Here is a 13,221-nt window from a genome sequence, read left to right as displayed (position 1 = left end):
ATGCTATCAGATTCGGACATCGAAGCGCTGGAAGACATCCTGTTCGCGGAACCATGGGGCGACGAGGCCCTGGATTTCTTCGGTTTGCACGGGGTTGTCTGTGCCAGCGTGGTAGGCCCGGCATCACTGAGCACTGAAGATATCTTCAGGCTGGCCACGGGGGCTGATCAGGCGCCTGGCGGCCAGGTTCCGGACACATTCCGGAACGCAGTTGAGCAACTTGGCAGGGATATGGCCCACTCTCTGGATATGGGCCAGCCCCTGGAATTGCCGGAGCCCGAAGATGGCGATCCGATGAACGCACTGGAAAACTGGTGTGCGGGCTTCGTGGATACCTTTCTTGAAAACGAGGATGCCTGGCTGGAAGCGGGCGAGGAAGAAACCGCAGAGCTTCTGGTGCCAATGCTGACACTGTCAGGCCTGTTCGAGGATGAAGACTTCCAGAATGTCCGCAACAGCCCAAAGCTGTCACGGGATATGGCGGATGCCATTCCGGACTCGCTGACGGATCTGTACCTGTTGTTCCACGCTCCGGATTAGACCGCGGCGGGAACACCCACCGGTTGTCTGAAATGATGCCAGACCGGCTCAAGCCCGTCTGGCATTTTCATGATGGATCCCAGCTCGCACCAGGGCGCGCCGGGAAAATGAAAATCACTACCCTGGGAAGCCAACAGGTTTTCGCGGCGGCATAGCTCCGCGAGGAAGCCGAGATCGCCACTGGACTGGCCTGATGTAGACACCTCGATAGCGCGACCGCCGGCCTGACGGAAATCGCCGGTTAAAGCGCGCAACTTAGTGGCGGTCAGTTTGTATTTTCTCGGGTGTGCGAGCACTGCGATCCCGCCCGCACTGGTGATCCACTGCACCACTTCTTCCAGAGTGGGCCAGAAGCCTTTTACATCCCCTGCCTTGCCTGTGCCCAGGTATCGCTTGAAAGCCTGCGCCGAGTCCTTGACCGCGCCCTCATCCACCAGCACCCGGGCAAAATGCGGGCGGCCGGGCACATCGCCGCCGGCCCTGAATGTGGCCTTTTCCACCATGTCGACAATTTTCAGTTTGGCCAGTTTATCGGCAATTGTATGGGCGCGACGCCAGCGGTTATCATTCTGGCGCGCCAAGACCGCCTTGAGGTTGTGGTCAGAGCTATCAAAATCCAGCCCGACGATATGGATGGTGTGGCTTTTCCAGAGACATGAGAGTTCGGTGCCTGCGATCAGGGACATGCCAACAGCCTGCGCCGCTGTTCTGGCATCGTCCAGACCTGCGATGGTGTCGTGATCGGTCAGTGCGAGGTGGGTCACACCCTTATCCCTCGCCCTGCGAACCAGGTCCTGCGGCGGTAGTGCGCCGTCCGAGGCGGTGCTGTGGCAGTGCAGATCAATGCAGAACCCGGATTCTTGCGTTATAGTCACATCGTTTCCGATTTCAGAGTTTTTACAGTAAGGTCAGTGTATCAGCCAGGCACTGCCCCGTGTCAGCAAATCTCCGGAGAATGCCATGTATTACGCCATTATCAGTGAGGACGTTGAAAACAGCCTGTCATTGCGAGCTTCTGCACGGCCTGCACACATAGCAAGGCTCAACGCCTTGAAAGACGAAGGCCGGCTAATGGTTGCCGGTCCCCATCCCGCTCTCGATACCCCGGAACCCGGTGATGCCGGATTCACCGGCAGCCTGGTCATTGCCGAGTTTGACTCCCTGGAATCAGCCAGGGCCTGGGCCGATGCCGATCCCTATGTGGAGGCGGGTGTCTACCAGCAGGTGACTGTCAAACCTTTCAAAGCCGTGCTGCCATGATCCATACTCTTTCGCTGTTCTTGCTCTGCATGAGTTTTTTGTAATGAACGTCGTCTTGTATGCCCCGGCATCTGTGACAAAATTGCGCCTCAAACCGCTGTTTCAGGGAACAAAACCAGTGACGCCATTACGCCTGTTTATCTGCTTTATCGTACTGATGGTTGCGGCCGCTTCGGCCCACGCCAAAACCGTCTACGTTGACGACACGCTTTTCGCCCCCATCCGCAGCGGCGAAGGAACGCAGTACCGCATTCTTCATTCCGGAGTGCGCAGCGGCACCCCTCTGGAGCTTCTGGAAACTTCGGAATCCGGCTACAGCCGGGTACGCACGCCTGATGGTATAGAAGGCTGGATAGTCACCCGCTACATCACCGAGACTCCGATTGCCAGACAACGCCTTGAACAGGTCAACCGGCAGCTTGAGCAGGCCCGCAACGAACTGGGCGAACTCAAGACCCGGCTCGAAGAAGTCACCAGTGAGCGGAACGAGCTCCGGGAGTCCGAAGAAGGGCTGCAATCCCGGGCCGGACGGCTCAGTGAAGAGCTCAGCAATATCAAGGAAGTGGCTTCAGATGCAATCAACCTTGATCGTCGAAACAGTGAGCTTCTTGAAGAGAATCAGAAACTTCGCAATGAACTGGAAGTGCTTACGGCCGAAAAGGAACGCCTGGAAGCCAAGAAAGAATCCGACTTCATGCTGCTGGGCGCTGCCCTGGTGCTGCTTGGCGTGATTCTCGCTCTGGTGATTCCGCTCCTGAAACCGAACCGGAAAAACGATAACTGGGCGTAGTCTTTGGTGCCGGATCTCTGCCGCGAGGACCCTGTCAGTCGGTCCTGAGCGGCTTCTCGGATACAACAATACCGTTGTTGTCAGCGTAGACATAGTGGCCAGGGTGGAAGGTCACGCCACCAAAGGTCACAGGCACGTTCAGGTCACCCACACCACGCTTTTCGGTTTTACGGGGGTGTGTGCCCAGGGCCTGCACCCCCAGCGGTGTCTTACCGATCACATCCACATCCCGGATGCAGCCATAGATAATAAGCCCGGCCCATCCATTGTCAGCCGCTTTTTCGGCAAGCATGTCACCAAGCAGTGCGGCTCTTTTGGAGCCGCCTCCATCAACGACCATCACACGCCCATTTCCGGGCAGAGCAACCTGCTCTTTGACGACGGAGTTATCCTCAAAACACTTGACCGTGACAATTTCACCGCCGAAGGCATCCATGGCGCCGAAATTGCTGAATCCCGGCTCAACCACGAGCACTTCCGGATAATCATCACATAGATCAGGGGTTACGATAGGCACGCTTGCGCTCTCCTTTTCTCGAAATGCTTAGTCGATTTTCTCGTCCGCCAGGAAGAACCAGGTATCCAACACCGAGTCCGGGTTCAGAGAAACAGAATCGATACCCTGATCCATCAGCCACTTGGCAAGATCCGGATGGTCGGATGGCCCCTGCCCGCAGATTCCAATGTATTTGTTTGCCTTCTTGCAGGCCTGGATAGCACTGGCGAGTAACGCCTTGACGGCGTCATTACGCTCATCAAACAGGTGCGCAATGATGCCGGAGTCTCTGTCGAGACCGAGGGTAAGCTGGGTCAGGTCATTTGAGCCGATGGAAAATCCATCGAAATGCTCGAGGAACTGTTCTGCCAGCAGGGCATTGGCGGGGAGCTCACACATCATGATCACCTTCAAGCCGTTTTCCCCGCGCTTCAGGCCATTCTCTGCCAGCAGGTTCACCACCTGTTCCGCCTCACCCACGGTACGCACGAAAGGCACCATTACTTCGACGTTGGTGAACCCCATCTCGTTACGTACCTTTTTCAGGGCACGGCACTCGAGCTCGAAACAGTCGCGGAAGGTTTCCGAGATATAGCGCGAGGCGCCACGGAAACCCAGCATCGGGTTTTCCTCGTCCGGCTCGTACAGGGTGCCACCGATGAGGTTGGCGTATTCGTTGGATTTGAAGTCTGACAGGCGAACGATCACCTTCTTGGGCGCGAAGGCTGCCGCCAGGGTGGAAATGCCTTCAACCAGCTTGTCGACGTAGAAATCCACCGGCGAGCTGTATCCGGAAATACGCTTCTCGACGGTCTGGCGGATGTCCCGCGGCAGGCCATCGAAGTTGAGCAGTGCCTTGGGATGCACGCCGATCATACGGTTGATGATGAACTCGAGGCGCGCAAGCCCGACGCCCTCGTTGGGCAGTGACTGGAAGTCGAAGGCCCGGTCCGGATTGCCCACGTTCATCATGATCCTGAACGGGATATCGGGCATGGAGTCCACGGTATTCTCTTTCAGTTCAAAGTCCAGGCTGCCTTCGTAAATCAGCCCGGTATCGCCTTCAGCGCAGGAGACGGTCACTTCCTGGCCGTCTTTGAGCACTTCAGTGGCATCGCCACACCCGACCACAGCAGGTATGCCCAGTTCACGGGCAATAATGGCGGCATGGCAGGTACGCCCACCACGATCTGTGACGATGGCCGAGGCCCGCTTCATCACAGGTTCCCAGTCGGGGTCGGTCATGTCGGTTACCAGTACATCGCCGGCCTGCACCCGGTCCATTTCCTTGATGCTGGTAATAATCTTGACCGGGCCGCTGCCAATCTTGTGGCCGATACTGCGGCCTTCCACCAGTACAGTGCCGGTCTCATTCAGCAGATAACGCTCCATCACATTGGCGGAGGCGCGGCTCTTGACGGTTTCCGGGCGGGCCTGAACGATGTAGATAAGGCCGTCATCACCGTCTTTCGCCCACTCGATGTCCATCGGACGCTGGTAATGGTTTTCGATGATCACGGCCTGCCTGGCCAGCTCTTCCACTTCGGCATCGGTAATACAGAAGCGGTTGCGATCGTCCTGCTCCACCTTGACGGTTTCCACGAACTGCTCTGCGGACGGATCCGTGTGATAGACCATCTTGATGGCCTTGCTGCCCAGGTTGCGGCGCAGAACCGCAGGCCGTCCGGCCTCGAGAGTAGGCTTGTGAACGTAGAATTCATCAGGATTCACCGCACCCTGCACGACTGTTTCACCAAGGCCATAGGAGCCGGTGATAAACACCACGCCGCGGAAACCGGATTCAGTGTCGAGGGTAAACATCACGCCACTGGCGGCTGTTTCACTGCGGACCATCTTCTGCACACCCGCAGAGAGGGCCACCTGTTTGTGGTCAAAGCCATGATGTACACGGTAGGAGATGGCACGATCATTAAACAGCGAGGCAAAGACTTCTTTTACCGAGGTACGAATCTGTTCCAGACCCACGACGTTGAGGAAAGTCTCCTGCTGGCCGGCAAACGAGGCGTCCGGCAGATCTTCGGCGGTTGCGGAGGAACGCACCGCTACCGCCATCTTGTCGTTACCACCGCGCAACTGTGCGTATGCCTCTTCCAGTGGCTTCTCCAGCGCCTCGGGGAACGGAGTGTCGAGGATCCACTGGCGGATCCGGGATCCGACCCTTGCAAGCTCATTGACGTCATTGATGTCCAGCGCGTCGAGCGCGTTGTCGATCTTTTCCCGCAGACCATCTTTCGCAAGGAACTCACGATAGGCATGGGCCGTAGTGGCAAAGCCGCCGGGCACGGTAACACCTGCATTGGCGAGATTACTGATCATTTCACCGAGGGAGGCATTCTTTCCCCCGACCCGGTCAACGTCTGACATTCCCAGGTGATCAAACCAGATAATGTAATCTTCCAAAGCGTGTCTCCCTTGATTCGTTGAAGCAAAGAGCGAAACCGGAGCGGTGGAGGTGCGCCTCACCTGACCCTCACCCTGCAATTCCTGCATTCTCCGCTGCGGGCTCTCGAACTTGGCGTGTATGATACTGTAACCTGTGGCAATTACCTAGGGAACCCGCCAAATACGGAGCCGGACTACACATCATGAAACGAACCGCTTTCTTCATATCCGATGGCACCGGTCTGACCGCCGAGGCATTGGGGCACAGTCTGCTTGCGCAATTCGAAAAAATTGATTTCGAGCGCGTTACGGTGCCATACATCGACGATGCTGACAAAGCCCGGGATATGGTCAAGCGCATCAACAAGGCAGCGGAAGTGGACGGTGCCCGGCCGCTGGTCTTTGACACCATCGTAAATGGCGATATTCGCGAGATCATTGCAGGCGGCGACGGCTTCATGGTGGATATCTTCGGCACCTTTCTGAGCCCGCTTGAGCAGGAGCTGAAGTCATCGTCGTCGTACACGGTCGGCAAATCCCACGCCATCAACAACGAAGGCAGCTACGAACGGCGGATCCATGCCGTCAACTTCGCACTGGATAACGACGACGGCGCGCGCACGCGTCACTACAACGAAGCCGACCTGATTCTGGTGGGTGCTTCCCGCAGTGGCAAAACGCCCACCTGCCTTTATCTGGCACTTCAGTATGGGGTCAAGGCAGCAAATTACCCCATTACCGAAGAGGATCTGGATGACCAGAAAATGCCGGCGGCTCTGCGCGGCCACAAGGAAAAGATCTTCGGACTGACCATCGAGCCCGAGCGGCTGGCTACGATCCGCAATGAGCGCAAACCGAATTCCCGCTACTCCTCCCTCAAGCAGTGCATGCACGAAGTCGAGGAAATAGAGCTGATGTACCGCAGAGAGCGGATCCCCTTCCTCAATACCACCGCCTACTCCGTGGAAGAAATAGCCACCCGGATTATGGTGAGCACCGGGCTCAAGCGGAACCGCTAGTACAAATAAAAAAAGGCCGGCGCGCCCTCTTGCTTCAAGGGGTCACCGGCCTTTTTTTCATCCCGCGAGGCTTACAGCTCCTGAATCTCCAGCCCCAGTTTCTTCGCGCTGTCACGATTCTCGAAGCTGGTGACAACCGCCACGCTGGCGCTGTCGGGCTTCAGCCATTGCTTTGCCACCCGCTTCATGTCTTCCAGTGTCACCGCCAGCACCCGCTCGCGGAAACGGGCGCGCTGCTCCGGTGTGCGACCGAACAGACGGTTATGGAACGCATGGCGGGCCGCGCCGGCTGGCGAACGCGGGCGGTCCAGCTGGCCGATAACGCCGAGGATGGACTCCTCCAGATCCTGGGGATCATGCTGTTCTTCCTGTAGCCACTCCAGGGCCTTGTCGAAATCTGCAAGTGTTTCACCCAGGCGGGGATCACGGTAGGAGAAGAAGCGGAAGCTGCCATTGACGCTGTCCTGCCCGGCACCACCACCGTAGGCACCGCCCTTTTCACGGATGGCTCTGTGAAGGTAGCCGTTACGCAGGAAGCCGCCAAGTACTGTCAATGGGGCAGCATCAGGATGATCAATAGCAACCGTGCTGTAGGCCTTGGCGCAGAAATTCACCTGGGTTGAGGTGAGCCAGGCTTCGCGGACCTGATAGTTCACCGGCGCCAGTTCCCAGGTCTCCCCGCCTTCAGCGTTGGTATCGCCCCAGGTCGATTTCAGTGCAGTGAGCATGGGGTCAAGCTGTTCTTCCTCACCAATCAGCAGGAATTGTCGCGCCTGCTGCCGGATGCGCTGGTGCAGGGCAGCCAGGCGCTCACAGAGCTTATCAAGCTCCGCCGGGCTCTCTATGGACCTGTCCAGGGCCTTGACTCCGCGGACGGCCTCCAGACCACCGAGCCGGAATGACAGCCAGGCACCGGGGCTGATGCCCTGGGAGGCTGCTCCCATAGCCAGTGCATGACCACTGCCGGTGACGCCCTGCTCTCTGCGGGAGCGAATCTGGGCGACCAGTTCCCGCACGCGTTCTTTCTCGTCAAAACGGGCGCCATCGAACACGTCTTTCAGCAGGCGGGTCAGTGCTTCGCGGTTTCTGGCCAGGGCCTTACCGTTGAATACGATGAAGCCGGACAGATCCTGCACATCGTCAATCCGCCCCTTGGCGGAAAAGGATGCACTGATGCCCCCGGATTCCGCGGAAATGCGGTCCTGCATCTGCAGGTAATCCAGCTCACCGCAGCCCACTTCCGGGATCAGGGTGGTGTAATACGGCAATAACAGAAGCTCGTCTTCCGACAGGTTCGGTACCGGTACGATCGCCTGTTCATACACCAGGCCATTCGTACCCCGGGCATAAATGGTTGCCGCCATATCGCCGGCAAACCGCGCTTCGGGTTCCGGCAACTGCAGCGGAACGTCGGACAGATCAACCTTGGGCAGAATGGAGTCATCATCCTTGCGGGTCTGGCGTTCTTCCAGGGCCCGGGCACGCTCAACAATCTGGCGCACTTCTTCCCCGGTCAATGATGCCTTGCGACGCGCCAGAGCATCACGGATTGCGGCCTGACGGCGGCTTTCCAGCTTATCGTCCGGGCGAAGTGTCAGGGTAACCCGGTGTGGATTCTCCAGAAGTTTGCGACGGATCAGGCCGGGCACGTATTGCGGATCGCGGATCTTCTCCCGCATGTCCGCCAGTACCGGTTCCAGATCCAGCAGTTCCACCGGGTCACCGCCGTGAACCATCGGTGAAATGGCGGTCATGATCAATTGCAGGCCGTAGGGGAAGCTGTCGCCGGCAATCTCGCGCTGATGCAGCTCGAGCTGGTGCAGAATGGCCTCCAGCCGGTCCTGACTGACCCCTTCGTCCACCACTTTTGCCAGGGTCTGTTCAATCAACTGCTCCAGATCACCCTGCCTGTCCGGCTCGCTGCCTTCGATGCCACAGACGAATGTCATCTCGCGGTTTGAGTCCTCGAGGCCGCACATGGGCGACGGCGAATGTCCGAGGTCGGTGGTTTCCAGTGCCCGCAGCAACGGCGAGGCACTGTTCTCCAGTAACACGCTGGCCAGCAGCTGGCCTTCGAGATTCTCCTGCAGGTCGAAACTGTGCCCCAGCAACCATCCCATGACAATGTGGGTCTTGTGGCTGGTTTCCTCGCCTTCGCTGATGGCGTAACTCTGGTCGACACGAACGGGCGAGAACATCCGCTTCTCATCCCGCACCGGCAGCTCCACGTCGAGGCGGTCAAAACGCTTGAGGGCAAGCTCCTCGAAGCGTTCATGGTGCTCGTGGGCCGGGATATCGCCGTAAGTGGCAAAAATTGCGTTGCTGGGATGATAGTGGTGACGGTAGAAACGCAGCAGATCATCATAGCTCAGATCCACAATGTGGTCTGGCTCGCCGCCACTGTTGTAGTGATAGGTCGTGGTTGGAAACAGGTGGCTCGACAGGTTCTGCCACAACTGGGATGTGGGTGCACTCATGGCGCCTTTCATCTCGTTGTACACCACACCACGGTATACCAGATCCGTAGAGGGATCCTCCGGTGAATCGAATTCCAGGCGGTGGCCTTCCTGGGCAAAATCCAGCGGATCAAGGGATGAGAAAAACACCGAATCCAGATAGACCGTCAGCAGGTTATCGAAATCCTTGCGGTTCATGCTGGCAAACGGGTATGCGGTCCAGTCGCTGCTGGTAAACGCATTCATGAATGTGTTCAGGGAGCGGTGAATCATCATGAAGAACGGGTCCCGCACCGGGAAACGCTCGCTTCCACAAAGTGCAGTGTGCTCCAGTATATGGGCAACGCCCGTGGAATCCATGGGAAAGGTCCGCAGGGCCACAAAAAACACATTCTCGTCGTTATCCGCCGCCAGATGCAGGTGGCGGGCGCCGGTTTTACGGTGACGGTATTCTTCAACGGTCACGTTCAGCGTGCTGATCCGGTGACTGCGAAGCATTTCAAACGCCGGATGGACTGTGTTCTCGATCACTGCCGCCATTAAAGCTATCCTGTCTTTATCCAAATGGTGATTGTAGGGTAACACGTACTTTCTATTATCATGCATTAACCGAAGCCACAAGGCAGTACCCGAGGCCATGACCACTGAAACCCAGGTTGACCAGATTCCGGAGGTCCCAGAACATCCTCCCGGCGCCGGCAAAAGCCACGCGGTCCACGCCCCGGAAGTGGCCGCCTACTGGGCCGAACGCCGCCATTACCTGGAACGCATACGGCGCGTTCCCGAGATCCGGCAACGCTACTGGCGTGCCATCGGCGTATACCTGCTGCGCAGAATCCTGTGGTCCTTCGGATTCTTTCCGGTATTCCTCGCGTTCTGGATACCGTTTGTGCTTTCGAGCTTTAACCCCGTAGTCATGGCTTCAGACCTGATTCCCCTGCTTGAAAGCTTCGTCAACGCCAACCCGGAAGTTCAGGCCACCACTATAAGTACGCTGGCCATCGCATGGGGATCTGTCGGATTTTTCTTTCTGGTGTTCGACTTTGTACTGACACCGTTCAAATCCCCCTATCAGTATGAGGCGGATGTGTATATGCGCTCCTGGGAGCAGCTCAACCATGATCAGTTGCCGAAGCTACCTCAGTAATAACGCGGTCGCCGAAGTGCATCCCGGTCTCGCTCATGGGCTGTCAGGACTTTTCCGCCAGCTGGCGACGGACACGGCTCCAGTCGCCGGGCGTATCGACGTCTGACTCGGCGCCGGTCATGGCAATTGTGGCCGCACCGTTGCTGGCAAGTATGGCGGCCGCCCCTCTGTCCCCTTTCAGCCTCATTATCTGAGGCCACAAATGCCTGGGGATATAGGCAGGTGCCCCCGGCTTGCCTTGCAGGTCCGCGGCGCAGGCTCGCGAAGGGTTCCTTCTGGCCGCATCTGCCAGCCTGGCAAGCGCCCCCGGCGTAATCAGGGGCTGGTCCAGCAACACAACAAATACACCTCTGGCACGGGCACCAGGACTGTCCAGGCCCGCTTTCAGCGACTCTGACATACCCTCGCGCCAATGCCGGGCAAAGACCCAGGCAGAAGGCTGCACGCGGCAGCGATAGCGCACAAGGGGGTACCAGCCTCCCGCTACCACGGTAACCGGAGTACCAAGCTGCTTCGCCTGACCGATGGCGTGATCCAGGAGTGTGCCCGCGCTCAGTGGCAACAGCGCCTTGGCCCTGCCCATACGGCGGGAAGCCCCGGCCGCCAATACCAGTACCGGAAAGGCCTCATGATCATCTGTACCGGTGTTCGTCATTGTTCCCTGCTCCGTTGTTTTCGCCATGCTGCTTACGCAAAGCTGCGGGCGTTGGCGGATTTTTGCTAGAATCGGCTCATCAATCAACCTCATCCTGTCAGGCTCCTCCGATGAACCACCTTTTCGTAGACAATCTCACGGTTATCGACTTCGCCTATCTTGACGCCTCCCGCGGGCTGGTGGGTGAAAGCTGGATTGTGGACGTGGTTCTTGGTGGCGAACTGGATGATCAGGGCATGGTGTTTGATTTCAGCAATGTCAAACGCACTATCAAGCGGGTGATTGATGAACTTGTGGATCACCGGCTTGTGATTCCCCGCGGCTACAGCGGGCTCGAATGGAATGAAGATGAACCGCACCGCTTCATCTGGCACCTCCAGGACGGCACACATATTCTTCACCAGTCGCCCGATGAAGCGGTGGTCTGGCTGTCCTCCGAGAGGGTTGTGCCATCCGCGGTTGCCACCCTTCTTGAGCACGAACTGCGGACAGTCCTGCCGGCGAATGTGATGGACGTGGAGATTTCACTGCGGGAAGATGTGATTGAAGGTGCTTACTACCATTATGTTCATGGCCTGAAGAAGCACCTGGGTAACTGCCAGCGGATTGCCCACGGCCACCGCTCGCCCATCCGGATTGACCGCAACGGACAGCGGGACCGGGACCTGGAGAACCGCTGGGCGAAGCTTTGGCAGGATATCTACGTGGGGTCCGGAGAGGACGTGACCCGGCGCTGGGTGGCCGGGGATGGTACGGCGTACGTAACCTTCGAGTATGAGGCGAATCAGGGGGAATTTGCGCTGACGCTGCCCGCGAGTCGGGTTTATATGCTGGACTCGGATACCACGGTAGAGCTGATTGCAGCGCATATTGCAGAGAGACTGAAATCCGAGTTCCCCGGGGACACTATTCGGGTCAAGGCTTATGAGGGAGTCGGCAAAGGGGCTATTGCTTCGCGCTGAGCTTCCACCGGATGCTGGCCCCCGTCCATGGGGGCCTGATCTCACCAGATCAGGTTGTAGAGGAACACCACGGCGATACCGGCGGGCGCCAGGTACCGGAGTATGAACATAAAGGCTCTGAACGCACCACCCTCCAGGCCAATATCCTCCGGCAGACCTTGCCGTTTCATGGCCCAGCCTGCAAACAGGGCAATGGCGAGTCCGCCCAGCGGCATCATCAGGTTGGAGACCAGAAAATCGAGCAGGTCGAACACGGTCTTGCCTTCAAAGAATGCGATGAAGCCCAGTGGATGCAGGTCTTCCCATACGTTGAAGGAAAGCACCGTACCGATGCCGATAAACCAGATCGCCAGTCCCCCGCCCAAAGCACTTTTGGCCCGGCTGACACCTTTGTGTTCTTCCAGCCATTCCACCACCGGTTCCAGCATTGAAATAGCCGAGGTAATGGCTGCCACCAGCAGCAGGGCAAAAAAGATGGTGCCGAAAAGTGCGCCGCCGCTCATCTGACCGAAAGCCAGTGGCAGGGTCACGAAGATCAGGCCGGGACCTGTCCCGGGCTCGAGGCCGTTGGCAAACACCAGCGGAAAGATGGCGAGCCCGGCTAGCAGCGCAACGCTGGTATCAAGAACGGCGATGGTCATTGCCGTTCTGGCAATATTGACGTTCTTCGGCAGGTAGGAGCCATAGGCCATGAGCACGCCAATACCGATGCTGAGAGTAAAGGCGGCATGCCCCAGAGCGGTCAGAACACCGCCTGTGGTCAACTTGCTGAAATCCGGAGAGAACATGAAGCTCACGGCCCGGCCAAAGCTGCCACTGCTCATGGCATAAATGACCATGGCAATCAGCAGTACAAACAGCAATGGCATCAACGTGTTCACCGCTTTTTCAAGGCCGGAACGGATGCCCCGGCCAACAATAAACACGACAATGGCCATGAACACCGAGTGCCAGAGCAATAGCTCCCAGGGGTTTGCCAGCAAGCCGCCGAACTGCCCGCCAATCGCTTCCGCATCCGCGCCGGTAAATACTCCGGCGGCGGCCTTGCCGATGTATACCAGGGCCCAGCCACCAATGACGGCGTAGAACGACAGTACCAGGAAGGAGGCGATAACGCCGTTCCAACCGATCGCCCGCCAGCCTCTGGCGGTGCCCTCGGTGCTGGTCAGGGTACGCATGGTCGCCACAGGACTCTGGCCACCCCGGCGGCCGATCATGGTTTCGGCGATCAACACCGGCACACCAATAAGAAAAATGCAGGCCAGATAGATAAGAACGAAAGCACCGCCACCGTTCTCTCCGGTAATGTAGGGAAACTTCCAGATGTTTCCGAGGCCCACTGCCGAGCCGGCAGCGGCGAGGATGAAGGCCGTCCGTGAGGACCAGAGGTTATTGGCCTGCTGGTGTGGTTGGGTATTCTGACTCATTGTGTTCTCCGGCTAGTTGTTTTTGTCGGATTGAGTTTCTGGTCTGGTTCAATGTCGGAACTGGCC

Annotated in this window: 12 protein-coding genes; 6 read left to right on the top strand and 6 right to left on the bottom strand. The window is 58.0% G+C overall.

The features are described from left to right. Positions 1–540: a YecA/YgfB family protein gene (locus tag DIT72_RS15460; protein ID WP_135956147.1), complete on the top strand. Its 540-nt coding sequence runs from the start codon at positions 1–3 to the stop codon at positions 538–540. On the opposite strand, the gene DIT72_RS15455 is transcribed toward DIT72_RS15460, so the two are convergent. Further along, the gene (locus DIT72_RS15455) at positions 537–1,415 is read right to left on the bottom strand and encodes a PHP domain-containing protein (RefSeq protein WP_135956146.1); all 879 of its coding nucleotides are present in this window, start codon (positions 1,413–1,415) and stop codon (positions 537–539) included. The two genes, DIT72_RS15460 and DIT72_RS15455, sit on opposite strands and share 4 nt — an antisense overlap. An 85-nt stretch (positions 1,416–1,500) precedes the next feature. On the opposite strand from DIT72_RS15455, the gene DIT72_RS15450 reads away from it, so the two are divergent. Both DIT72_RS15450 and DIT72_RS15445 read left to right on the top strand, forming a co-directional pair. Beyond that, a complete protein-coding gene (locus DIT72_RS15450) occupies positions 1,501–1,800 on the top strand; it encodes a YciI family protein (protein WP_135956145.1) in 300 nt (99 codons plus the stop codon). Positions 1,801–1,918: 118 nt separating this feature from the next. Further along, the gene (locus tag DIT72_RS15445; RefSeq protein ID WP_135956144.1) at positions 1,919–2,590 is read left to right on the top strand and encodes a TIGR04211 family SH3 domain-containing protein; all 672 of its coding nucleotides are present in this window, start codon (positions 1,919–1,921) and stop codon (positions 2,588–2,590) included. A 34-nt stretch (positions 2,591–2,624) separates the two neighbouring features. On the opposite strand, the gene rraA is transcribed toward DIT72_RS15445, so the two are convergent. Then, positions 2,625–3,107, bottom strand: a complete 483-nt coding sequence (rraA, locus tag DIT72_RS15440; RefSeq protein WP_135956143.1) for a ribonuclease E activity regulator RraA — start codon at positions 3,105–3,107, stop codon at positions 2,625–2,627. Positions 3,108–3,134: 27 nt separating this feature from the next. Then, the gene (gene ppsA / locus DIT72_RS15435) at positions 3,135–5,471 is read right to left on the bottom strand and encodes a phosphoenolpyruvate synthase (protein ID WP_407657993.1); all 2,337 of its coding nucleotides are present in this window, start codon (positions 5,469–5,471) and stop codon (positions 3,135–3,137) included. Between the two features lie 221 nt (positions 5,472–5,692). On the opposite strand from ppsA, the gene ppsR reads away from it, so the two are divergent. Beyond that, positions 5,693–6,508, top strand: coding sequence for a posphoenolpyruvate synthetase regulatory kinase/phosphorylase PpsR (gene ppsR, locus DIT72_RS15430; protein ID WP_135956141.1), 816 nt, complete (start codon positions 5,693–5,695; stop codon positions 6,506–6,508). A 71-nt stretch (positions 6,509–6,579) separates the two neighbouring features. Here ppsR and DIT72_RS15425 read toward each other — a convergent pair whose 3' ends face one another. Beyond that, entirely contained in the window at positions 6,580–9,504 is a 2,925-nt protein-coding gene (locus DIT72_RS15425) for an insulinase family protein (RefSeq protein ID WP_135956140.1), read from the bottom strand. 97 nt (positions 9,505–9,601) lie between these two features. Here DIT72_RS15425 and DIT72_RS15420 point away from each other — a divergent pair, with 97 nt between their 5' ends. Continuing rightward, positions 9,602–10,111, top strand: coding sequence for a hypothetical protein (locus tag DIT72_RS15420; protein ID WP_228260839.1), 510 nt, complete (start codon positions 9,602–9,604; stop codon positions 10,109–10,111). 43 nt (positions 10,112–10,154) lie between these two features. On the opposite strand, the gene DIT72_RS15415 is transcribed toward DIT72_RS15420, so the two are convergent. Next, the gene (locus DIT72_RS15415) at positions 10,155–10,766 is read right to left on the bottom strand and encodes a nucleotidyltransferase family protein (protein WP_135956139.1); all 612 of its coding nucleotides are present in this window, start codon (positions 10,764–10,766) and stop codon (positions 10,155–10,157) included. A 110-nt stretch (positions 10,767–10,876) separates the two neighbouring features. Between DIT72_RS15415 and DIT72_RS15410 the strand changes: the two genes are divergently transcribed. Next, positions 10,877–11,728, top strand: coding sequence for a 6-pyruvoyl trahydropterin synthase family protein (locus tag DIT72_RS15410; protein ID WP_135956138.1), 852 nt, complete (start codon positions 10,877–10,879; stop codon positions 11,726–11,728). Positions 11,729–11,769: 41 nt separating this feature from the next. Here DIT72_RS15410 and DIT72_RS15405 read toward each other — a convergent pair whose 3' ends face one another. Next, entirely contained in the window at positions 11,770–13,155 is a 1,386-nt protein-coding gene (locus DIT72_RS15405; RefSeq protein WP_135956137.1) for a sodium-dependent transporter, read from the bottom strand. Between the last annotated feature and the right edge of the window lie 66 nt (positions 13,156–13,221).

Origin of the sequence: Marinobacter orientalis (assembly GCF_004792665.1) — a bacterium.
Taxonomy (GTDB): Bacteria; Pseudomonadota; Gammaproteobacteria; order Pseudomonadales; family Oleiphilaceae; genus Marinobacter; species Marinobacter orientalis.
Note: the sequence above shows the minus strand (reverse complement) of the source record. Positions and strands in the feature narration are given on the sequence as shown.